Here is a 21066-nt window from a genome sequence, read left to right as displayed (position 1 = left end):
CTGGAGATGAGCAAACCCCGCATCGCATTGATTGCGCACGACGCGAAGAAGGACGAGATCGTCGCGCTCGCGGGCGAATTCCGCGCGACGCTCGCGCAATGCCGGCTGGTGGCGACCGGCACGACCGGCGGCCGCATCGCGGACGCGCACGGGCTCGAGGTCGAGCGCAAGCTGTCGGGGCCGCTCGGCGGCGACCTGCAGATCGGTGCGGAGCTGGCCGACGGCCGCATCGACATCGTCGTGTTCCTGCGCGACCCGATGACCGCGCAGCCGCACGACCCCGACATCACCGCGCTCGTGCGCGCATGCGACGTGCACGACGTGCCGGTCGCGACCAACGTCGCCACCGCGCGGATGCTGCTCGACGACCTGGCGCGCAACATGCAGGACATTTGCTAAGGTCTACCCGCGCCCGATCCCGCGCCCGATTGCCCCTGCCGGCGGCAGGGCCATGCACGGATGGCCGCGGCGCGCGAGAATCGGGCGTCGCGACGCGCGACTGCCGGCCGGTTCCCGCATGAACCGGCCGGCTCCGCGGATCGGCGACCCGGATTTTTCCCAGACAGAATCAGACACGAGGAGCGAAGCGATGCCGAAAGCAATCCGATACGACCAACCGGGCGGCCCGGACGTGATGAAGTGGGTCGATGTCGAGGTCGGCGAACCGAAGGCGGGTGAAGTCCGTATCCGTCAGCACGCGGTCGGCCTCAACTACATCGACGTGTATTTCCGCACCGGCCTTTACCCGCAGGCGCTGCCCGGCGGTCTCGGGATGGAGGCGGCAGGCGAGGTGACGGCCGTCGGCGAAGGCGTGACCACGTTCAAGGCGGGCGACCGCGTCGCGTACGTCGGGCAGCCGCCGGGCGCGTACGCGCAGGAACGCGTGATGCCGGCCGAGCGGCTCGTGAAGCTGCCGGACGGCATCAGCTACGACGACGCGGCGTCGGTGATGCTGCAGGGCCTGACCGCGCACTACCTGCTGCGCCGCACGTATCCGGTGAAGGCCGGCGACACGATCCTGATCCACGCGGCGGCCGGCGGCGTCGGCCTGCTCGTGTGCCAGTGGGCGAAGGCGCTCGGCGCGACCGTGATCGGGACGGTCGGCTCCGACGAGAAGGCCGCACTCGCAAAGGCGCACGGCTGCGACCATCCGATCGTGTACACGCGCGAGAACTTCACGCAGCGCGTGAAGGAGATCACGAGCGGCGCGGGCGTGCCGGTCGTCTACGACTCGATCGGCAAGGACACCTACATCGGTTCGCTCGACTGCCTCGCGCCGCTCGGCTATTTCGTCAGCTTCGGCAATGCGTCGGGCCCGCTGCCGCCGATCGACTCGAAGGAATTCTCGTCGCGCGGTTCGCTGTTCTTCACGCGGCCGACGCTGTTCTCGTACATCGCGAAGCGCGCCGATCTCGAAGCCGCGGCCGCCGAGCTGTTCGGCGTGATCCTGTCGGGCAAGGTGAAGACGAGCATCAACCAGCGCTACCCGCTCGCGGAAGTCGGCCGCGCGCATGCCGACCTCGAAGCGCGCAAGACCACCGGCTCGACGATCCTCGTTCCCTGACCTGTCCCCCCGTGCCGGCGCCATGCCGGCACGCGCTTGTCCGGGCGGCGCCACGGCGCCTCCCGTCCCGCCTCCCGGTTTCCGTCGTTCTCCCCCGAATGCCACGTTTACGCGTTTTTTATACGCGCCCCGATACCTTTGACCCGTCCTTTACGTGCGTTCCCATAAGGTTCTAGTCGTCTGATTTCGACGATGGAGAACAGAAAAATGGATGGGGTATTTATCGGCGCACTGGTGCTCTTCACCGCGCTGATCCTCGGTTTGATTGCCGGTTGCGACAAGCTCGTGCAATACGGTCGCGGGGGGCGAGCATGACCTGGATGCTTTGGCTGGCGGGCGCCTCGACGGCCCTGCTGTTCGCGTATCTCGTCTTTGCGCTGCTGCGCGCGGAGGACATCGAATGAACGCGAACAATCTCTTGCAAACGCTGATCTTCATCGTCGTGCTGCTGGCGGCGGCCGTTCCGGTCGCCCGCTATCTGTCCGCGGTCATGGACGGCAGCTCGCGCGTCGTGCGCGTGTTCGGGCCGCTCGAGCGCGCGATGTACCGCATCGCCGGCGTCGACGCCGGCAGCGAGATGAACTGGAAGCAGTACGCCGTCGCGACGATCGCGTTCAACGCGCTCGGCGCGCTGTTCCTCTACGGCCTGCTGCGCCTGCAGGGCTTCCTGCCCGGCAATCCGCAGCAGTTCGGCGCGATGACGGTCGACGGCGCGTTCAACACGGCAGTCAGCTTCGTCACCAACACGAACTGGCAGGACTACACGCCGGAGCAGACCGTCAGCTACCTGACGCAGATGCTCGGCCTGACCGTGCAGAACTTCCTGTCGGCGGCAACCGGCATCGTCGTCGTGATCGCGCTGATCCGCGGCTTCGCGCGCCATACCGCGCAGACGATCGGCAACTTCTGGGTCGACCTCACGCGCGTGACGATGTACGTGCTCGTGCCGATGTCGGTGATCATCGCCGCGCTGCTGATGAGCCAGGGCGTGATCCAGAACATGAAGGCGTACGAGGACGTGCCGGTGCTGCAGACGAGCACCTATGCGGCGCCGAAGCTCGACGCGCAGGGCAATCCGGTGAAGGACGACAAGGGCAATCCGGTCACGGTGCCGACCCCGCTCACGAAGCAGACGCTTGCAATGGGCCCGGTCGCGTCGCAGGAAGCGATCAAGATGCTCGGCACCAATGGTGGCGGCTTCTTCAACGCGAACTCCGCGCACCCGTACGAGAACCCGACGCCGTTCGCGAACTTCATCCAGATCTTCGCGATCCTGATCATCCCGGCCTCGCTGTGTCTCGTGTTCGGCCGCATGATCGGCGACCGCCGGCAGGGTATCGCGGTGCTCGCGGCGATGACGGTCGCGTTCGTGATCGCGATCGGCTTCGAGGTGAGCGCCGAGCAGGGCGGCAACCCGACGCTCGCCGCGCTGCACGTCGACCAGACGGCGAGCGCGCTGCAGCCGGGCGGCAACATGGAGGGCAAGGAAACGCGCTTCGGTATCGCGCAGACCGGCATCTTCACGGTCGCGACGACGGCTGCGTCGTGCGGCGCCGTCGACACGATGCACGATTCGCTGACGCCGCTCGGCGGCCTCGTGCCGATGCTGCTGATTCAGCTGGGCGAGGTGGTCTACGGCGGGGTCGGCTCGGGTCTCTACGGGATGCTCGTGTTCGCGCTGCTCGCGGTGTTCGTCGCCGGCCTGATGATCGGCCGCACGCCGGAATACGTCGGCAAGAAGATCGAGGCGTACGAGATGAAGATGGTGTCGATCGTCGTGCTGCTCACGCCGCTGCTGGTGCTGGTCGGTACGTCGATCGCCGTGCTCGCCGATGCGGGCAAGGCCGGCATCGCGAACCCGGGGCCGCACGGCTTCTCGGAAATCCTGTACGCGTTCAGCTCGGCCGCCAACAACAACGGCAGCGCGTTCGCGGGCCTGACGGTCGGCACGCCGTTCTACAACTGGACGACCGCGATCGCGATGTGGTTCGGCCGCTTCGGCACGATCGTGCCGGTGCTGGCGATCGCCGGCTCGCTCGCCGCGAAGAAGCGCATCGCGGTGACGAGCGGCACGCTGCCGACGCACGGCCCGCTGTTCGTCGTGCTGCTGCTCGGCACCGTGCTGCTGGTGGGCGCGCTGACCTACGTGCCGGCGCTTGCGCTCGGCCCGGGCGTCGAGCACCTGATGATGTGGCTGGGCGCGTGATGCGCGCCCGCATGGCGACACATTGAAAAGACTGAAGAGATTGAAGAGATCGCAATGACTCAACATTCCGCAACACGGTCCATGTTCGATCCGGCGCTGCTGCGCCCGGCGATCGTGGACTCGTTCAAGAAACTCACGCCGCGCACGCAGTTCCGCAATCCGGTGATGTTCTGCGTGTACGTCGGCAGCATCCTCACCACGATCCTGTGGATCGCGGCGCTCGCCGGCCAGGCCGAGGCGCCCGCGGGCTTCATCCTCGCGATCGCGCTGTGGCTGTGGTTCACCGTGCTGTTCGCGAACTTCGCCGAAGCGCTCGCCGAAGGGCGTTCGAAGGCGCAGGCGGCGTCGCTGCGCAGCGCGAAGAAAGACGTGATGGCGAAGAAGCTCAACGAGCCGCATCCGAAGTCGCCGATCCGCATCACGACCGCGACCGAGCTGCGTAAAGGCGACGTCGTGCTGGTCGAGGCCGGCGACGTGATCCCGGCCGACGGCGAGGTGGTCGATGGCGTCGCCTCGGTCGACGAGTCGGCGATCACCGGCGAATCCGCGCCGGTGATCCGCGAATCGGGCGGCGACTTCTCGTCGGTCACGGGCGGCACGCGCGTGCTGTCGGACTGGATCGTCGTCAAGGTCACCGCGAACCCCGGCGAGGCGTTCCTCGACCGGATGATCGCGATGGTCGAAGGCGCGAAGCGCAAGAAGACGCCGAACGAGATCGCGCTGACGATCCTGCTCGTCGCGCTGACGATCGTGATGCTGCTCGCGACCGCGACGCTGCTGCCGTTCTCGATGTTCTCCGTCGAAGCGATGAAGGCCGGCCACGTGGTGACGATCACTGCGCTCGTCGCGCTGCTGGTGTGCCTGATCCCGACGACGATCGGCGGCCTGCTGTCCGCGATCGGCGTGGCCGGGATGAGCCGGATGATGCAGGCGAACGTGATCGCGACGTCGGGCCGCGCGGTGGAAGCCGCCGGCGACGTCGACGTGCTGCTGCTCGACAAGACCGGCACGATCACGCTCGGCAACCGCCAGGCATCGACGTTCGTGCCGGCGCCGGGCGTGACCGAGGAAGCGCTGGCCGATGCCGCGCAACTGTCGTCGCTCGCCGACGAAACGCCGGAAGGCCGCAGCATCGTCGTGCTCGCGAAGGAACGTTTCAACATTCGCCAGCGCGACATGGGGCAGCTGCACGCGACGTTCATCGGCTTCTCCGCGCAGACGCGGATGAGCGGCGTCGACCTGCCGGGCCGTGAAATCCGCAAGGGTGCGGCCGATGCGATCCGCAATTACGTCGAGACGCACGGCAGCCGCTTCCCCGAGGAAGTGCGCCGTGCGGTCGACGAAGTCGCGCGCCGCGGCAGCACGCCGCTCGTCGTGGCCGACCTGCAGGACGGGGCGGCGCGCGTGCTCGGCGTGATCGAGCTGAAGGACATCGTGAAGGGCGGCATCAAGGAGCGCTTCGCGGAGCTGCGCAAGATGGGCATCAAGACCGTGATGGTGACGGGCGACAACCGGTTGACGGCCGCGGCGATCGCGGCGGAAGCGGGCGTCGACGATTTCCTCGCGGAAGCGACGCCGGAAACCAAGCTCGCGACGATCCGCGAGCACCAGGCCGCAGGGCGCCTCGTCGCGATGACGGGCGACGGCACCAACGACGCACCGGCGCTCGCGCAGGCCGACGTCGCCGTGGCGATGAACACCGGCACGCAGGCGGCGAAGGAAGCCGGCAACATGGTCGACCTCGACTCGAACCCGACGAAGCTGATCGAGATCGTCGAGATCGGCAAGCAGATGCTGATGACGCGCGGGTCGCTGACGACGTTCTCGATCGCGAACGACATCGCGAAGTACTTCGCGATCATCCCGGCCGCATTCGTGACGACGTACCCGCAGCTGCGCGTGCTCGACATCATGCACCTGACGTCGCCGGCGTCCGCGATCCTGTCGGCGGTGATCTTCAACGCGCTGATCATCGTCGCGCTGATTCCGCTGGCGCTGAAGGGCGTCACGTACCGGCCGCTCGGCGCGGCTTCGCTCCTGCGCCGCAACCTGCTGGTGTACGGCCTCGGCGGCGTGCTGCTGCCGTTCCCGTTCATCAAGCTGATCGACATGACGCTCGCTGCACTCGGCTGGGCCTGAGCCGGCCGTATTTGAAGGAAACATCATGAAAACGTTGATTCGTCCGCTCGTCGTGATCTTTGTCGTGCTGACCGCGGTGACGGGGCTCGCTTACCCGGCCGTGATGACCGTGATCGGCCAGGCCGTGTTCCCGTCTCAGGCGAACGGCAGCCTGATCGAGAAGGACGGCAAGGCGGTCGGCTCCGCGCTGATCGGCCAGCAGTTCGACGCGCCGAAGTATTTCTGGGGCCGGCTGTCGGCCACGACGCCGATGCCGTACAACGCGACCGGCTCCGGCGGCTCGAACCTGGGCCCGCTGAACCCGTCGCTTGCCGACCAGGTGAAGGGGCGCATCGCCGCGCTGCGCGACGCGGGCACCGACATGTCGAAGCCGGTGCCGGTCGACCTCGTGACGGCGTCGGCGAGCGGCCTCGATCCGGAAATCACGCCGGCCGCCGCCGCGTACCAGGTCGAGCGCGTCGCGAAGGCGCGCAACCTGGCGCCCGACGCGGTCGCGCAGCTCGTCGCCGCGAACACGAAGGGCCGCCAGTTCGGCGTGCTCGGCGAACCGCGCGTGAACGTGCTGCAGCTGAACCTCGCACTCGACGCGGCGCAGGCCGCGCACTGACCGGGCATCCGGGCAACCGGCGTCCGGCGCGGCCCGATCCGCGCCGGACGCAGCTTTTTCCCGACGGCGCATGCGCCGTCTTTGCCTTTTGCGGCGATTTGGAACAACAATGCTCGTACTCGCGCGCATCCGGGCGCTCCGCCTTTCTGACGCATGAATCGTCCCGATCCAGACCAACTCCTCGACAAGCTGCAGCGTGACGAAGAAAAGCAGCGGCGCGGCCAGCTCAAGATTTTCTTCGGCGCGTCGGCCGGTGTCGGCAAGACCTACGCGATGCTGCAGGCCGCGCGCCAGCGCCTGCAGGAAGGCGTCGACGTCGTCGTCGGCATCGTCGAGACCCACGGGCGCAGCGAAACCGCCGCGCTGCTCGACGGCCTCGACGTGCTGCCGCTCGCGCGCATCGACTATCGCGGCCGCACACTTGCCGAATTCGATCTCGACGGCGCGCTCGCGCGCCAGCCGCAACTGATCCTCGTCGACGAACTCGCGCATTCGAACGTGCAGGGCGCGCGGCACCTGAAGCGCTGGCAGGATGTGTACGAGCTGCTCGACGCGGGCATCGACGTCTACACGACCGTCAACGTCCAGCACCTCGAAAGCCTGAACGACGTGGTCGGCGCGATCACCGGCATCCGCGTGTGGGAGACCGTGCCCGATCGCGTATTCGACGCGGCCGACGAAGTCACGCTCGTCGACCTGCCGGCCGAGGAACTGCTCGAGCGGATGCGCGACGGCAAGGTCTATCTCGCGCAGCAGGCCGAGCGCGCGGTGCGCAACTTCTTCCGCAAGGGCAACCTGATCGCGCTGCGCGAACTGGCGCTGCGGCGCACGGCCGATCGCGTCGACGCGCAGATGCGCGAATATCGCGCCGATCGTTCGATCCAGCGCATCTGGCAGGCGCGCGAGCGGCTGCTCGTGTGCGTCGGCCCGGGCCCTGAGGCGCCGACGCTCGTGCGGGCGGCCGCGCGGCTCGCCGCGAGCCTGAAGGCCGACTGGATCGCCGTCTATGTGGAGACGCCGCGCCTGCAGCGCCTGCCCGACGCACGGCGGCAGCGCACGCTCGACGCTCTGAAGCTCGCGGCCGAGCTCGGCGCGGAGACGGCCACGCTCGCCGGCGCAGACGCGGTCGCCGCGCTGATCGGCTATGCGAAGGTGCGCAACGTGTCGAAGATCGTCGCGGGCGGCTCGCCGAAGGTCGGGCTCGTGCGCCGCTTCGTGCGGCCCTTCGGCGAGAAGCTTGCCGAACGCGCGGGCGACGTCGACCTGATGCTGATCCGGGCGTCCGCGAGCGACGAGGCGCGTGCAGCGCCCCTCGACGCGCGTGCGCGCGACTGGCGCGACGCGTTCGCGCAGTTCGGCACGCATCGTTCGCCGCCGCGGCACTACGTGTATGCGGCCGCGATCTGCGCGGCGATCACGGTCGTCGCGAGCCTCGTGTCCGAGCGGCTCGACCTCACGAACCTCGTGATGCTGTACCTGCTCGGCGTCGTGTTCTCGGCCGTGCGGCTCGGGCGCGGCCCGGGCGTGCTGCAGTCGTTCCTGTCGGTGGCCGCGTTCGATTTTTTCTTCGTGCCGCCGCGCATGTCGTTCTCGGTCAGCGACACGCAGTACCTGCTGACCTTCTTCGGGATGCTGCTGACGTCGCTCGTGATCAGCCACCTGACGTCGACGCTGACGCGCCAGGCGAGCGTCGCGCAGCGCCGCGAGCGCCGCACCGGCGCGATCTACGCGATGGCGCGCGAGCTGGGCGCGGCGCTGACCACCGAACAGATCGTCGAGATCGGCAGCCGTCACGTGGGCGAGGTGTTCCGCGCGCGCGTCGCATTCCTGCTGCCCGACAGCGCGGACAAGGTGCGCCAGAAGATCGAGGAGCCCGATGCGGCCGTCACGCTGACGGGCGCCGATCTCGACAGCGACGTCGGCCAGTGGGTGTACGACCAGCAGAAGCCGGCCGGCCGCGGCACCGATACGTTGCCCGCGACGGCCGCGCTGTACCTGCCGCTGAAGGCGCCGATGCGCACGCGCGGCGTGCTCGCGGTCGCATCGCGCGAGCCGCGCGAACTCGAGGTGCCGGAGCAGCAGCGGATGCTCGACGCGTTCGCCGCGCAGATCGCGCTCGCGCTCGAGCGCGTGCACTACGTCGAGATCGCGCGCGACGCGCTCGTCAACATGGAATCCGAGCGGCTGCGCAACTCGCTGCTGTCGGCGATCTCGCACGACCTGCGCACGCCGCTCACGACGATCGTCGGCTTCTCGTCGATGCTCGCGAACGGGCGCGCGGCCGCACAGGGCGGCGATGCGGCGGCGGCCGAACGCTTCGCGCAGCGCGAGGGAGAACTCGTCGACGCGATCCACGACGAGGCGCTGCGGATGACGGGCATCGTCACGAACCTGCTCGACATGGCGCGGCTGCAGGCCGGCAGCCTGCAGTTGAAGCGCCAGTGGTCGCTGCTCGAGGAAACCGTCGGCGCCGCACTCGCCGCCTGCAAGCGCGTGCTTGCGCGCCATCCGGCGCGCGTCGTGCTGCCGGCCGACCTGCCGCTCCTGCAGATGGACGCGGTGCTGATGGAGCGCCTGTTCACCAACCTGTTCGAGAACGCGGCGAAGTACACGCCGGCCGATACGCCGCTCGACATCGGTGCGGAGCGCGTGACCGACGACGGGCTGCCGTTCGTGCGCGTGCTCGTCGACGACTACGGTCCCGGCCTGCCGGCCGGGATGGAAACGCGGATCTTCGACAAGTTCACGCGCGGCGAGAAGGAATCGGCGACGCCGGGCATCGGCCTCGGCCTTGCGATCTGCCGCGCGATCGTCGAAGCGCACGGCGGTAAAATCGGCGCGTTCAACCGTACAGCACCCGACGGCCATGTGACGGGCGCGCGTTTCTGGTTCACGCTGCCGGTCGAGACACCGCCTGCCGCGCCTGCCGTACCCGACGACGAACCCGAAGTGCCGGGTGCGTCGTCTCCATCCGAATCATTGCCAGACCATGAGTGAACCCAGCCTGACCGTCGTCCTGATCGAGGACGAAAAGCAGATCCGCCGTTTCGTGCGCGCCGCGCTCGAGGAGGAGGACATCGCGGTGTTCGAGGCCGAGACGGGCAAGCAGGGGCTGATCGACGCGGCGACGCGCAAGCCCGATCTCGTGATCGTCGATCTCGGCCTGCCCGATACCGACGGCCTCGACGTGATCCGAGAACTGCGCGGCTGGTCCGAGGTGCCGGTGATCGTGTTGTCCGCGCGCACGCAGGAAGAGGAGAAAGTCGCGGCGCTCGACGCGGGTGCCGACGATTACCTGACCAAGCCGTTCGGCGTGTCCGAACTGCGCGCGCGGATTCGCGCGCAACTGCGCCGGCGCAACCAGGGCGGCGCGAACGAGTCGCCGAAGGTGACCTTCGGCACCGTGACCGTCGATCTCGCGCTGCGCCAGGTGTGGCGCGACAACGAGATCGTGCACCTGACGCCGCTCGAATACCGGCTGCTCGCGACGCTCGTGCGGCACGCGGGGCGCGTGCTGACGCACCGCCAGCTGCTGCGCGACGTGTGGGGGCCGTCGCACGTCGAAAGCCACCACTATCTGCGCATCTACATGGCGCACCTGCGCCAGAAGCTCGAGCGCGACCCGGCGCAGCCCGAGTACATCGTGACGGAGACGGGCGTCGGCTACCGGCTGGTCGGCGCCGCATGACGGGCGTAGCCCGTGCGCAACGGCGCACGTGCACGTGACGTCGCGCGCCGGCAGGTTGCGCCGGCGCGACAGTCTCGCGGCCGGCGCGCGCGTTGCACACCCGGCGCTCATTCCCCGTTATCCTGACCGTTCCGCGAACGAAAACGAGGAGCGTGCAATGTCCGTCCGTCTGGTCGTCATCTGTGCGCTGGCGCTTGCCGCGTCTGGCGCGTTCGCCCAACCGCTGCCGCCCGGGCAGCAACCGTCGTCGCAGCAGCAGGCGATGGCCAACCCCGCGTCGGTCAATTGCGCCAAGCTCGGCGGCCGCCACACGATCCGCAACCTGGCGAGCGGGCAGGTCGGCATGTGCGTGTTCAAGGACGGCCGCGTGTGCGAGGAGTGGGCGTTGTACCGCGACGACCGCTGCGTCGGCGGCGCCACGCCGAAGCGCGTATCGAACTGACCGGCAGCGGGCCGGTTGCGCCCCCGATCGGCCGCCGGCCACGCGCCGCGGCCGTAAGCATCTTGTTATACTCGGCGCCGCCCGGGGACGACCCCGGGTCATTCGTTTCAACGGGGACGGCCCCATCCGATACGGAGTACGTCGAGATGGCGTGGGTATTGTTGTTCATTGCCGGGTTGCTGGAAGTGGCCTGGGCGGCCGGCATGAAATCGTCGGACGGCTTCACGAAGCTCGGTCCGTCGGTGTTTACGATCGTGACGGCGCTGGCCAGCTTCGGGCTGCTCGCGGTTGCGATGCGCCAGTTGCCGCTCGGCACCGCGTACGCGGTGTGGACGGGCATCGGCGCGGTCGGTGCGTTTGTGTTCGGCATCGTGATGATGGGAGAGGCGCTGACCGTCGCGCGCGTCGCGAGCGCCGCGCTGATCGTCGCGGGGCTGATCGGCCTCAAGCTGTCGTCCGCTGCCTGACGCGGGCACCCGGGCGCGCGTGCACCCGGGTGCCGCACCGAGGAATTGCGCCGGCCGTGCGCCTAGCCTGTCTATAATGGAACGCATTCGGGCCTGAATACCGTCGTGCTTCTCGCGGCACGCGGTGCCGGTCGCCACGCGCCGCGCGGCCTGTCTGTCCAACCCGATCCGATCAATCGGCAAATCGCACGGAAAGTGCAAGGAGAGGGCCATGATCGAAGCCATTTCGCTCGGCGCGGGGCTCGCGTGGGCGAGCGGCCTGCGCCTGTACCTGACCGTGCTGATCGCCGGCGTGCTGGCGCGGTTCGGCTGGCTCCACCTGCCCGACACGCTGGCCGTCCTGATGTCGCCGTGGGTCATCGGTGCCGCGGCCGTGCTCACCGTCACCGAATTCCTTGCCGACAAGATCCCCGCGTTCGACTCGCTGTGGGATGCCGTGCACACCTTCATCCGCATTCCGGCCGGCGCGGTGCTCGCGGCCGGCGCGCTCGGCCACGCCGATCCGACCGTGCTCGCGGTCGCGGGGCTCGCAGGCGGCTCGCTCGCCGGTGCCGCACACGTGGCGAAGGCCGGCACGCGCGCGATGATCAACCTGTCGCCGGAACCGATTTCGAACTGGATCGCCTCGTCTACCGAGGACGGCCTCGTGGTCGGCGGGCTCGTGCTCGCGTTCTTCGTTCCGCTAGCCTTCCTCGTGCTGCTTGCCGCCTTCATCGCGGCGTCTGCGTGGGCGCTCCCGCGCCTGTGGCGCGGTGTCTCGGGCGGCTTTCGCGGCATGGCGAACCACATGGTGTCGCGGCTCAATTCGATCGGGGGGAAGCGCGATTGAAGGGGCGGCAACACGCGGCGCAGCCGCCGGCCGGGCAATCCGGCCTTGAGGTGCACGCGCATGCAGGCCGCTTCGGCCTGCGCGACCTGATCCGCCAGGCCGCCCGCATGACCGCGCGCGACTGGCGCGCGGGCGAGCTGACGCTGCTCGTTGTTGCATTGGTGCTCGCGGTCGCGGCGCTGACGAGCGTCGGCTTCCTCGCCGACCGGCTGCGCCAGGGGCTCGAGCGGGACGCGCGCCAGATGCTCGGCGCCGACTTCGTCGTGCGGGCCGATCGCCCCGTCGATCCGTCGTTCGATCAGCAAGCCCGCGCGCTCGGCCTGCGTACCGCGACGACCGCCATCTTCCCGAGCATGATCGCGTCCGCCACGGGCGGGCAGGCGACCGACGCGGCGCCCTCGCGCCTCGCGGCCGTGAAGGCCGTGTCGCCCGGCTATCCGTTGCGCGGCGCGGTCGATATCGTGCCGGCCGGCGCGGCCGCCGCGCAGAAGGCGGCCGCGATTCCCGCGCCCGGCACCGTATGGGCCGATCCGGCGCTGCTCGATGCACTGCACCTGAAGGCGGGCGATACGGTGCGCGTCGGGCTGCGCACGTTCAAGGTCGCCGCGTCGATTTCCCGAGAACTCGATCGCGGGTTTTCCTTCGTCAATTTTTCGCCGCGGCTGATGATGCGCGCGGACGAGCTGGCCGCGACCGGGCTCACGGGCTACGGCAGCCGTGTCACGTACCGGCTGCTGGTTGCCGGCGACCAGCAGGCTGTCACCCGCTTCGAAGCGTATGCGCATGCACGCGTCGACGGCGGCAAGCTGCGCGGCGTCGGTCTCGAGTCGTTGCAGGAAGGCCAGCCGCAGGTGCGGCAGACGCTGGATCGTGCGCGTCACTTCCTGACCCTCGTCGCGCTGCTCACCGCGCTGCTCGCGGCGGTCGCGATCGCGATGGCCGCGCAGCGCTACATGCGGCGCCATCTCGACGGCTGCGCGACGATGCGCTGCCTCGGCGTGAGCCGCCGCACGCTCGGCGCGCTGTTCGCACTCGAATTCGCCGGCATCGGGATCGTGTCCGGCGCGGCAGGCGCGGTGCTCGGCTACGGCGGCCACTGGGCGTTGCTGGCCGCGCTGGGCGGCCTGATCGACGTGGTGCTGCCGCCTCCCACGCTGTGGCCGGCCCTGATCGGCATGGGCGCCGCGCTCGTGCTGCTGCTCGGCTTCGCACTGCCGCCGCTCGTGCCGCTCACGCGCGTACCGCCGGTGCGCGTGCTGCGGCGCGAGTGGGCGATGCGTCGCGCACCGCGTGGGCCGCGTATGCGGTCGGCGTCGTGCTGTTCGCGGGGCTGCTGATCGTGGCCGCCGGCAACCTGAAACTCGGGCTGATCGTCGCGGGCGGTTTCGCCGGCGCGCTGGTCGGTTTCGCGCTGATCGCGCGGCTCGTGCTGTTCGCCGCCGCGCGTGCGGTGCGCAACGCGCGCGTGGCCGCGGGCGTCGGCTGGCGTTACGCGCTCGCGTCGCTGCACCGGCGCGGCACGGCCAGCGCGCTGCAGATCACCGCGCTCGCGCTCGGCCTGATGTGCCTGCTGCTGATCGCGATCACGCGCAACGACCTCGTCGCAGGGTGGCGGCAGTCGACGCCGCCCGATGCGCCGAATCAGTTCCTGATCGACATCCAGCCCGACCAGCGCGCCGACGTCGCGGCCTATCTGGCCGCGCACGGCGTGCGCGACGCGGTGCCCGAGCCGATGGTGCGCGGCCGCCTCGTCGCGATCAACGGCAAGCCGGTGAATCCGGACGCCTACCCGTCCGAGGAGGCGCGCCGGCTCGTCGACCGCGAGTTCAACCTGTCCTATACGACCCGGTTGCCGTTCGACAACCGGATCGTCGAAGGCGACTGGTTCGGCACCGCGGCGACGCCGCAGATCTCGATCGAGGCTGGCCTCGCGAAGACGCTGAACGTGAAGCCGGGTGACGTGCTGCGCTTCGACGTGACGGGGCTGACGGTCGATGCGCCGATCACGAGCGTGCGCAAGCTCGACTGGGGTTCGTTCCGCGTCAATTTCTTCGTGCTGATGCCGCCGCCGGTGCTGAAGGATTTCCCGGCCGTGTACCTGACGAGCTTCCATTTGCCGGCATCGAATGCCGCGCTGCTCGATCCGCTGATCGCGCGCTATCCGAACCTGACCGCGATCGACGTCGCGCCGATTCTCGCGCAGTTGCAGCGGATGATGCTGCAGGTGGTCGGCGCGGTGCAGTTCCTGTTCATGTTCACGCTCGCGGCCGGCGTGCTCGTGCTGTACACGGCGCTGGCCGGCACGCGCGACGAGCGGGTGCGCGAGGCGGCGCTGCTGCGCGCGCTCGGCGCGTCGCGCGCGCAGGTCAACGCGGTGCAGCGCGCGGAGTTCGTCGTGGTCGGCACGCTGGCCGGTGCGTTGGCCTCGGCAGGCGCGATCGCGGTCGGCTGGGTGCTCGCGTCGCGCGTGTTCGACTTCCAGCTCGCCGTCGATCCGTGGCTCGTGCCGGCCGGCATCGCGGCCGGCGTCGCGTGCGCCGGTGCGGCCGGCTGGCTGAGCCTGCATAATGTGCTGCGGCGCCCCGCGCTGCAGTCGCTGCGCGACGCCTGAGCGTCGCTGGCGGCCCCGAAGATCCCGTTTTCCGACTATCCGTATGACCGATGTGAATGACGATGCGCCGTCGCAACCGACGGCGTTCGAGCTCGTGGGCGGCGAAGCCCGCGTGCGCGAAATGGTGGACCGCTTTTACGACCTGATGGACCTCGAACCCGAGTTCGCGCAGATTCGCGCGATTCACCCGGCGTCGCTCGACGGTTCGCGCGACAAGCTGTTCTGGTTCCTGTGCGGGTGGCTAGGCGGCCCCGACCACTACATCAGCCGGTTCGGCCATCCGCGGCTGCGTGCGCGGCACCTGCCGTTCCCGATCGCGTCGGTCGAGCGCGACCAGTGGCTGCGCTGCATGGCGTGGGCGATGGACGACATCGGGCTGGCCGAGCCGTTGCGCGAGCGGCTCATGCATTCGTTCTACGACACGGCCGACTGGATGCGCAACCGGCCCGGTTGATCGACCGGTACGCCGCCGCCCGTGCGGGGGCGATTTGCGTCTGGGCGCGCGCGCCGTGCGGCGCGACACTGGCCGCTTCCCGAATCGATACGAGGCTCGCCCGATGACGACACAAGCACTGTTTCGCGAAGACGCATACCTCACGCAATGCGACGCGGTCGTCCTGAACGTCGGCGACGACGGCATCCGGCTCGACCGCACCGTGTTCTATCCGCTCGGCGGCGGCCAGGCCGGCGACACCGGCACGCTGACGCTGCCCGACGGCAGCACGATCGCGATTGCCGATACGCGCAAGGCCAGGTTCGACGGCGCAACCCCCGACGACGCCGTGCACGTGCCCGCACCGGGGCAGGAGGCGAGTGTCGCGGCGCTCGAGCCCGGCATGCGCGTGGTCGCTCAAATCGACTGGCTGCGCCGCTATCGCCACATGCGGCTGCATACCGCGGCGCACCTGATGTGCGCGGTGCTGCCGTACGCGGTCGACGGTTGCAGCGTGACGGCCGACTACGTGCGGCTCGATTTCGCGACATCCGATGCAATCGACCGCGACGACGTCGAGCGGCGCCTCGCCGGCCTCGTGGTCGGCGCGCACCCGGTCACGACCGAATGGATCACCGACGACGAGATGGCCGCACGGCCGGACCTCGTGCGCACGATGAGCGTGAAGCCGCCGATGGGCCTCGGCCGTGTGCGGCTGCTGCGCATCGAGCAGGTCGACCTGCAGCCGTGCGGTGGCACGCATGTGCGCAATACGTCCGAAATCGGCGAGCTGCGGGTCGCGAAACTGGAAAAGAAGAGCGCGCGCACCCGGCGCCTCGTACTGGAGTTTGCATGACGATCGACACCACCCACGCGGGCGCGGCGGCGCTCGATCCGCAAGCGCGGGAGATTCTGGATTTCTGGTTCGGCGAGCCGGGCTCGGCCGAATTCGGCCAGAACCGCAAGGTCTGGTTCAACGGCGGCGCGGCGTTCGACGACGTGCTGCGCACGCGCTACGGCGCTTTGCTCGACGCCGCGTGCGAAGGCGCTTGCGATCACTGGGCCGGCTCGCCGTCGGGGGCGCTGGCGTTGATCGTCGTGCTCGACCAGTTCTCGCGCAACATCCATCGCGGCACGCCGCGCGCGTTTGCCGCCGATCCGAAGGCGCTCGCGCTCGCGCGCCGTGTCGTCGCGGCTGGCTGGGACGCGCAGTTGCCGAGCGGGCATCACCGTGCGTTTGCGTATCTGCCGTTCGAGCACGACGAGTCGGTCGAGAGCCAGCGCGAGGCCGTGCGCCTGTGCGCGGGCATCCGGGACGAGGCAGGGTGCGAGAGCTATCACCGCTTCGCGTTGCTGCATGCGGCCGTCGTCGAGCGCTTCGGCCGCTTTCCGCACCGGAACGCGATCCTTGGCCGGGCATCGAGCGACGAGGAGACGGCGTTTCTTCGCGAGCCCGGTTCCTCGTTCTGACGATTCGGGCAGTTGCGTGACGTGGGAAGGGGGCAGGCCCGCGGAGTCACGCGGGCACGGTGGCGGCGGGGAACACCGGTCGGCGGCGCGCATTTCCCGATGGCTGTTCGCTGCTCGGGCGGTGGCGCTCACCGCTCCACGCCCGGCATGAGAGCCAGCACGGCGGCACGCCGTGCCTCCGCCCGTTACTCCGCGTGCTGTTCGGGCGTGCGCACGTATACGCGCAGCAGTTCCTCGTTGTCGCCCGGGCGGGCGCCCGTCCAGAACAGTTTCCATGCGTTGCCGGGCGCCGGATCGACGGCCCGCACGCCCTGGACGATCATCCAGGTGCAGCGCGTCGTCTTCGCGTCGGCGATCGGCGTGTGCTGGATGCCGGAGAAGTAGTACAGCATCGGCGCTTCCGATTCGCCGAGCCCGTGCAGGCTCGCCATGCAGTCGCCGTCGTTCCACTCGAGCGCGAGGTGCGCGTTCAGGTCGTCGAACACGGAGCGGTAGCTCTTCGCGACGTCGAGCCAAGGCAGCAGCAGCGTGTAAATGAGCCCCCATGCGACGAGTGCGCCGGCGCCCCACGACAGCGCGCCGCGCCACACGCCGGTCGCGCGCAGCTTGGGCAGCAGCGTCAGCCAACCGACCGTCAGCGCGAGCGCACCGATCACGAGCGCGGGTTCGATCGGCATCGTCCAGTCGAGCGGCAGCCAGCGGCCGAGCGGCGCGAGATCCGCGCGCGACGCGGCCGGATCGGCCATCACCGCCCAGATGGCCCATGCGAGCGCGGCGGCCGTGCCGAACAGGATGCGGCTCAGGTAATCCCACGCGAGATGCAGCCGGTGCGGCAGGCGTTCGATGGCTTGCGCGGCGACCAGCGCGAGCGGGGCGAAGAACGGCAGGATGTAGAGCTGGCGCGACGTCGCGGACACTTGCAGCACGGCGAGCCCGATCGCCACGAACATCACGGGCAGCGCGATGCGCGGCGTGCGCCAGTCGCGCCACGCACCGCGCGCGAGCGCGACGATCGCGAGCGGCGCGACCGGGAAGCCGACGAGCAGGAACGCACGCAGGATGAAGAACGGCTTGTCGTTTTCCGCGCCCAGTTCGGGGACGGAGAAACCGAAGAAGCGGCCGACGTTGTTATCCCAGAACCACGTCATGAACAGCGTCTCGGAGCGCAGGAACAGTGCAATCGGCCAGATGAGCGCGAATGGCGCGAACACCAGTGCCGCGACGCCGAGCGAGCGCGCGAACGCGCGGGTGCGGCAGGCCGGGTAGAGCACCAGCGCACCGACGAGCGTGGCTGCAAACACGAGCGGCACGAACAGCCCCTTCGTCATCAGCGCGATGCCGACGCCCGCGCCGAAGGTCGGCGCGGCCCAGCGACTCGACGGCCGGACCGGCAGCCCGTGCCGCATCTGCTGCGCGCGCGCGACGTGCTGCATCACGAGTTCGAGCAGTCCGCAGAACGCGATTGCCGTGCCGGCGAACAGTGCGACGTCGGTCATCATGTCGTGCACGTGCTTGATGACGACGAGCGTGCCGGCGCTCAGCACGACGGGACCGATCACGCGCAGGTCGAACCAGGAGTCTGCGCGGCTGGCGACACGCGCCGCGCGCGCGATGAAGCCGAATGCGAGTGCGGCGAACAGCGCGCTCGCGAGCCGAGCGGCGTCGTGCAGCGGCATCACGCGCTGCAGCAGCCATGCAAGGCTGGTCGCGACCCACGCGTAAAGCGGCGGCTTTTCCATGAATGGCAGGCCGGCATTGGTCGGTACGACGAAGTCGCCGGTCTCGAGCATGTGCTGGATGATGCCGAACGTGTAGGTTTCGTCCTGCTTCCATGGATCGTGGCCGAGCACGCCCGGCAGCGTATACGCGCAGATCAGGGCGACGACGAACAGCCACGTGCGCCAGCCGAGCGGGCGCGAGCGTTCGCGCGTCGCGCTGGTGGCGGTGGTCGAGGCGACGACGGGCGTGCCGGCGGCGTCGAGCGCTGCAGTGAGGTCGGCGTCGGCGGTCGAGCGGGTGTGCTGGGCCGGGGCGGGCACAGACGTGCGTCGCCGGCTGGGCGCTGCGGTTCCGGGCATGGAAGGAGTCTCGGGTCGAGTCGAGCCGGTCCGGCGACTTGGGCAGGACCGATTGGGGCCACATCAAGGGCCAACGGGCAGGGGTTTATGACACCTGTCTGAATGTCCGCTAGTAGACCACGGAATTGTTACGGTGGATTACCGTTCGTGTCACGAAATTGTGGAGATTTGTGGTGTCGTGACGACGGATTGCTTCGGGCGGCGAGTTTTGATGCGCCGCAGTGCGGAATTACCGGCCGCCGCCGACGTCGAGCAGGGCGCCGGTCGTGTAGGACGCCGCGTCGCTCAGCAGCCAGACGATCGCTTCGGCGATCTCCTGCGCTTCGCCCGCGCGGCCGAGCGGGGTCGTTGCGCCGAGGCGGGCGGCACGGCCCGGCTGGCCGCCGCTCGCGTGAATCTCGGTCTCGATCAGGCCGGGGCGTACTGCATTGACGCGCACGCCGTGCGGGCCGAGTTCCTTCGCGAGGCCGATCGTCAGCGAGTCGACCGCGCCTTTCGACCCCGCATAGTCGACGTATTCGTTCGGCGAGCCGAGCCGGGAGGCGATCGACGATACGTTGACGATCGCGCCGCCGCGGCCGCCGCGGTCGGTGGACAGCCGGCGCGCGGCTTCGCGCGCGCACAGGTAGGTGCCGAGCACGTTGGTGTCGAACATCCGCTGCAGCCGGTCGGCCGGCATGTCGGCGAGCGGCATCGACTGCGCGACGATGCCCGCGTTGTTGACGAGCGCGTCGATGCGACCGAATGCGGCCGTGACGGAGTCGAACATCGCGACGACATCGGCTTCGTTCGCGACGTCGCCCGCGACGACGCACGCACGACCGCCCGCGTCGCGGACGGCCTGCGCGGTGAGTTCGGCCGCCGCCGCGTCCCGCGCGTAGTTGATGCCGACGTCCCAGCCGCGCTCGGCCGCGAGCACGGCGGTCGCGCGGCCGATGCCACGGCTCGCGCCGGTGATGAGGACGGCCTTGCGGTCGGACAGTGCGGTCATCGCGTGCGGGTTCCGGTGACGGTTACGGTTACTTGGCCGCGTCGGGTGCCCACTTGTCGCGGGCGGGCGGCTGGTAGCGGCGCAGTCGCTCGATCAGTGCGACGGGTTCCGACTCGACGCACAGTGCGTCGAAATAGGCCGGACGCATGAAGCCCTCGTCGACCGTATGGCGCAGCAGCGCGATCAGCGGATCGTAGAACGAATCGATGTTGTAGAGCGCGACCGGCTTGCGGTGATAGCCCAGCTGCGCCCACGTGTAGACCTCGAAGAGTTCCTCGAGCGTGCCGGCGCCGCCGGGCATCGCGACGAACGCGTCGGACAGGTCGGCCATCATTTTCTTGCGGTGGTGCATGTCGGGCACGACGTGCAGTTCCGACAGCCCCGTATGGCCGACTTCCTTGTCGACGAGCAGTTCGGGGATCACGCCGACCGCACGGCCGCCGGCCGCCATCACTTCGTCGGCGATCACGCCCATCAGGCCGACCCGGCCGCCGCCGTACACGAGCGTGAGGCCCGCATCGACGAGCGCGCGGCCGAATGCGCGCGCGGCATCGGCATAGACGGGCCGCACGCCTGACGACGAGCCGCAGTAAACACACACAGCCTTCATTGCTTGGAATCCTTGGCGGGGGCTTGCCCGGTGGTGACCGGACTGCCGGCCGGGCGCGGCGAGCCGTCGCGCGGCGGCAGGTAGTCGGTGAACTGGCGCTTCGGCAGCTTGCCGGAGACCAGGTCGTCGAACAGCTGGCGCGAACGGCCGCGCAGGTACGGCGCCATCACGGAGATCACGTGCATGCTGACCTGGTGCAGTTCCTCGCGGATCGCGTCCTGGTCGTTGTATTTGCGCGGATGCATCACGTACTGATACGACAGCCAGTACGTCGAAATGACGGCCATGTTGGTGGCGATGACTTCGATCTCGGCGGGCGTCGCGACCATCTCGGCGTCGGACACGAGCAGTTCGCACATGTCGCGCGCGAAGCGCACCTTGTGGCTGATGATCTGCTTGAAGTGCGTCTCGAGCGTGCGGTTGCGGGCGAGCAGGTCGTTGAGGTCGCGATACAGGAACCGGTAGGTCCACATGAAATCGGCCATGTACTGCAGGTACGACCAGGTTTCATCGATCGTCGGACGATGATCTTCGGGAAAGCGCAGCCGCCGTTCGATCTGCTGCTCGAACTGCGCGAAGATGCTGTTGATGATGTCGTCCTTGTTGCGGAAATGGTAGTACAGGTTGCCTGGACTGATTTCCATTTCCTCGGCGATCGTCGTGGTCGTGACGTTCGGCTCGCCGATCTCGTTGAAGAGTTTCAACGACAACTCGAGAATCCGTTCGCGGGTGCGGCGGGGAGGTTTCGCTTCCATGTCGTCCGGCCCTGTGTGTGCCGGACTGGCGGGCGCTGCAATCGATGCTGCGTGATTCGTCCGGCGCGGGTTGCTGTTCTATGTCTAGCGGACGATTATAAACCGGGGTTTCGCCACACCGGGGCATTTCCTGTTCGCCGCCCCGCGCGGCGCATGGTGCAGCGCCGCACGCGGGC

The 21066-nt window shown here is 69.0% G+C and carries 19 protein-coding genes and 1 pseudogene; 16 read left to right on the top strand and 4 right to left on the bottom strand.

From position 1 onward, the window contains the following. The first annotated feature begins 6 nt into the window (after positions 1-6). The 16 genes and pseudogenes from LXE91_RS00405 (at position 7) to LXE91_RS00330 (ending at position 16456) form a co-directional block, all read left to right on the top strand. On the top strand, positions 7-399 hold the full coding sequence (locus LXE91_RS00405) for a methylglyoxal synthase (protein WP_039370485.1): 393 nt from the start codon (positions 7-9) through the stop codon (positions 397-399). A 190-nt stretch (positions 400-589) separates the two neighbouring features. Further along, positions 590-1564: a quinone oxidoreductase family protein gene (locus tag LXE91_RS00400; RefSeq protein WP_039370487.1), complete on the top strand. Its 975-nt coding sequence runs from the start codon at positions 590-592 to the stop codon at positions 1562-1564. 192 nt (positions 1565-1756) lie between these two features. Then, positions 1757-1879, top strand: a complete 123-nt coding sequence (locus tag LXE91_RS00395) for a hypothetical protein (RefSeq protein ID WP_256093628.1) — start codon at positions 1757-1759, stop codon at positions 1877-1879. Beyond that, positions 1876-1968, top strand: coding sequence for a K(+)-transporting ATPase subunit F (gene kdpF, locus LXE91_RS00390; protein ID WP_006752209.1), 93 nt, complete (start codon positions 1876-1878; stop codon positions 1966-1968). Before LXE91_RS00395 ends, kdpF begins: the two co-directional genes overlap by 4 nt. Continuing rightward, positions 1965-3770, top strand: coding sequence for a potassium-transporting ATPase subunit KdpA (gene kdpA / locus LXE91_RS00385; protein ID WP_039370493.1), 1806 nt, complete (start codon positions 1965-1967; stop codon positions 3768-3770). The genes kdpF and kdpA overlap by 4 nt, the downstream gene beginning before the upstream one ends. Before the next feature lie 54 nt (positions 3771-3824). Then, positions 3825-5909 carry a potassium-transporting ATPase subunit KdpB gene (gene kdpB / locus LXE91_RS00380; protein WP_039370496.1) on the top strand — a complete coding sequence of 695 codons (2085 nt, stop codon included), beginning with the start codon at positions 3825-3827 and terminating at the stop codon, positions 5907-5909. Between the two features lie 25 nt (positions 5910-5934). Continuing rightward, complete coding sequence (gene kdpC / locus LXE91_RS00375) at positions 5935-6516, top strand: potassium-transporting ATPase subunit KdpC (RefSeq protein WP_039370500.1); 582 nt, start codon at positions 5935-5937, stop codon at positions 6514-6516. Between the two features lie 153 nt (positions 6517-6669). Next, the gene (locus LXE91_RS00370; RefSeq protein WP_039370503.1) at positions 6670-9513 is read left to right on the top strand and encodes a DUF4118 domain-containing protein; all 2844 of its coding nucleotides are present in this window, start codon (positions 6670-6672) and stop codon (positions 9511-9513) included. Continuing rightward, a complete protein-coding gene (gene kdpE / locus LXE91_RS00365; RefSeq protein ID WP_039370506.1) occupies positions 9506-10204 on the top strand; it encodes a two-component system response regulator KdpE in 699 nt (232 codons plus the stop codon). Before LXE91_RS00370 ends, kdpE begins: the two co-directional genes overlap by 8 nt. Positions 10205-10361: 157 nt before the next feature. After that, positions 10362-10646: a putative hemolysin gene (locus LXE91_RS00360; RefSeq protein WP_039370679.1), complete on the top strand. Its 285-nt coding sequence runs from the start codon at positions 10362-10364 to the stop codon at positions 10644-10646. A gap of 146 nt (positions 10647-10792) precedes the next feature. Continuing rightward, complete coding sequence (gene sugE, locus LXE91_RS00355) at positions 10793-11113, top strand: quaternary ammonium compound efflux SMR transporter SugE (protein ID WP_039370509.1); 321 nt, start codon at positions 10793-10795, stop codon at positions 11111-11113. 211 nt (positions 11114-11324) lie between these two features. Then, positions 11325-11942 carry a DUF4126 domain-containing protein gene (locus tag LXE91_RS00350; RefSeq protein ID WP_011352729.1) on the top strand — a complete coding sequence of 206 codons (618 nt, stop codon included), beginning with the start codon at positions 11325-11327 and terminating at the stop codon, positions 11940-11942. Positions 11943-12049: 107 nt separating this feature from the next. Then, positions 12050-14553, top strand: a pseudogene (locus LXE91_RS00345) (ABC transporter permease). A gap of 43 nt (positions 14554-14596) precedes the next feature. Further along, positions 14597-15007: a group II truncated hemoglobin gene (locus LXE91_RS00340; protein WP_039370515.1), complete on the top strand. Its 411-nt coding sequence runs from the start codon at positions 14597-14599 to the stop codon at positions 15005-15007. A gap of 103 nt (positions 15008-15110) precedes the next feature. Next, positions 15111-15842 (top strand): alanyl-tRNA editing protein, encoded by a 732-nt coding sequence (locus LXE91_RS00335; RefSeq protein ID WP_039370520.1) that lies wholly within the window; start codon positions 15111-15113, stop codon positions 15840-15842. After that, positions 15839-16456 (top strand): DUF924 family protein, encoded by a 618-nt coding sequence (locus LXE91_RS00330; protein WP_039370521.1) that lies wholly within the window; start codon positions 15839-15841, stop codon positions 16454-16456. The genes LXE91_RS00335 and LXE91_RS00330 overlap by 4 nt, the downstream gene beginning before the upstream one ends. Before the next feature lie 185 nt (positions 16457-16641). Here LXE91_RS00330 and LXE91_RS00325 read toward each other — a convergent pair whose 3' ends face one another. The 4 genes from LXE91_RS00325 to LXE91_RS00310 all read right to left on the bottom strand — a co-directional run bounded on the left by LXE91_RS00325 (position 16642) and on the right by LXE91_RS00310 (position 20890). Continuing rightward, on the bottom strand, positions 16642-18534 hold the full coding sequence (locus tag LXE91_RS00325; protein WP_039370524.1) for an ArnT family glycosyltransferase: 1893 nt from the start codon (positions 18532-18534) through the stop codon (positions 16642-16644). Between the two features lie 229 nt (positions 18535-18763). Continuing rightward, positions 18764-19525 carry an SDR family oxidoreductase gene (locus LXE91_RS00320; protein WP_039370526.1) on the bottom strand — a complete coding sequence of 254 codons (762 nt, stop codon included), beginning with the start codon at positions 19523-19525 and terminating at the stop codon, positions 18764-18766. Positions 19526-19553: 28 nt separating this feature from the next. Then, on the bottom strand, positions 19554-20135 hold the full coding sequence (locus tag LXE91_RS00315; RefSeq protein WP_006497020.1) for an LOG family protein: 582 nt from the start codon (positions 20133-20135) through the stop codon (positions 19554-19556). Continuing rightward, a complete protein-coding gene (locus LXE91_RS00310; protein WP_039370533.1) occupies positions 20132-20890 on the bottom strand; it encodes a TetR/AcrR family transcriptional regulator in 759 nt (252 codons plus the stop codon). The genes LXE91_RS00315 and LXE91_RS00310 overlap by 4 nt, the downstream gene beginning before the upstream one ends. Between the last annotated feature and the right edge of the window lie 176 nt (positions 20891-21066).

The sequence above is a fragment of the Burkholderia contaminans genome, from assembly GCF_029633825.1.
Classification (GTDB): domain Bacteria; phylum Pseudomonadota; class Gammaproteobacteria; order Burkholderiales; family Burkholderiaceae; genus Burkholderia; species Burkholderia contaminans.
Note: the sequence above shows the minus strand (reverse complement) of the source record. Positions and strands in the feature narration are given on the sequence as shown.

Bases quoted from the DNA above. Each gene is read 5' to 3' on its own strand.
- LXE91_RS00340 (WP_039370515.1), top strand. From the start codon at position 14,597: ATGACCGATGTGAATGACGATGCGCCGTCGCAACCGACGGCGTTCGAG.
- LXE91_RS00330 (WP_039370521.1), top strand. From the start codon at position 15,839: ATGACGATCGACACCACCCACGCGGGCGCGGCGGCGCTCGATCCGCAA.
- kdpF (WP_006752209.1), top strand. From the start codon at position 1,876: ATGACCTGGATGCTTTGGCTGGCGGGCGCCTCGACGGCCCTGCTGTTC.
- LXE91_RS00320 (WP_039370526.1), bottom strand. From the start codon at position 19,525: ATGACCGCACTGTCCGACCGCAAGGCCGTCCTCATCACCGGCGCGAGC.
- LXE91_RS00315 (WP_006497020.1), bottom strand. From the start codon at position 20,135: ATGAAGGCTGTGTGTGTTTACTGCGGCTCGTCGTCAGGCGTGCGGCCC.
- LXE91_RS00310 (WP_039370533.1), bottom strand. From the start codon at position 20,890: ATGGAAGCGAAACCTCCCCGCCGCACCCGCGAACGGATTCTCGAGTTG.
- LXE91_RS00350 (WP_011352729.1), top strand. From the start codon at position 11,325: ATGATCGAAGCCATTTCGCTCGGCGCGGGGCTCGCGTGGGCGAGCGGC.
- LXE91_RS00335 (WP_039370520.1), top strand. From the start codon at position 15,111: ATGACGACACAAGCACTGTTTCGCGAAGACGCATACCTCACGCAATGC.
- kdpC (WP_039370500.1), top strand. From the start codon at position 5,935: ATGAAAACGTTGATTCGTCCGCTCGTCGTGATCTTTGTCGTGCTGACC.
- kdpA (WP_039370493.1), top strand. From the start codon at position 1,965: ATGAACGCGAACAATCTCTTGCAAACGCTGATCTTCATCGTCGTGCTG.
- LXE91_RS00400 (WP_039370487.1), top strand. From the start codon at position 590: ATGCCGAAAGCAATCCGATACGACCAACCGGGCGGCCCGGACGTGATG.
- kdpE (WP_039370506.1), top strand. From the start codon at position 9,506: ATGAGTGAACCCAGCCTGACCGTCGTCCTGATCGAGGACGAAAAGCAG.
- sugE (WP_039370509.1), top strand. From the start codon at position 10,793: ATGGCGTGGGTATTGTTGTTCATTGCCGGGTTGCTGGAAGTGGCCTGG.
- LXE91_RS00325 (WP_039370524.1), bottom strand. From the start codon at position 18,534: ATGCCCGGAACCGCAGCGCCCAGCCGGCGACGCACGTCTGTGCCCGCC.
- LXE91_RS00370 (WP_039370503.1), top strand. From the start codon at position 6,670: ATGAATCGTCCCGATCCAGACCAACTCCTCGACAAGCTGCAGCGTGAC.
- LXE91_RS00360 (WP_039370679.1), top strand. From the start codon at position 10,362: ATGTCCGTCCGTCTGGTCGTCATCTGTGCGCTGGCGCTTGCCGCGTCT.
- LXE91_RS00395 (WP_256093628.1), top strand. From the start codon at position 1,757: ATGGAGAACAGAAAAATGGATGGGGTATTTATCGGCGCACTGGTGCTC.
- kdpB (WP_039370496.1), top strand. From the start codon at position 3,825: ATGACTCAACATTCCGCAACACGGTCCATGTTCGATCCGGCGCTGCTG.
- LXE91_RS00405 (WP_039370485.1), top strand. From the start codon at position 7: ATGAGCAAACCCCGCATCGCATTGATTGCGCACGACGCGAAGAAGGAC.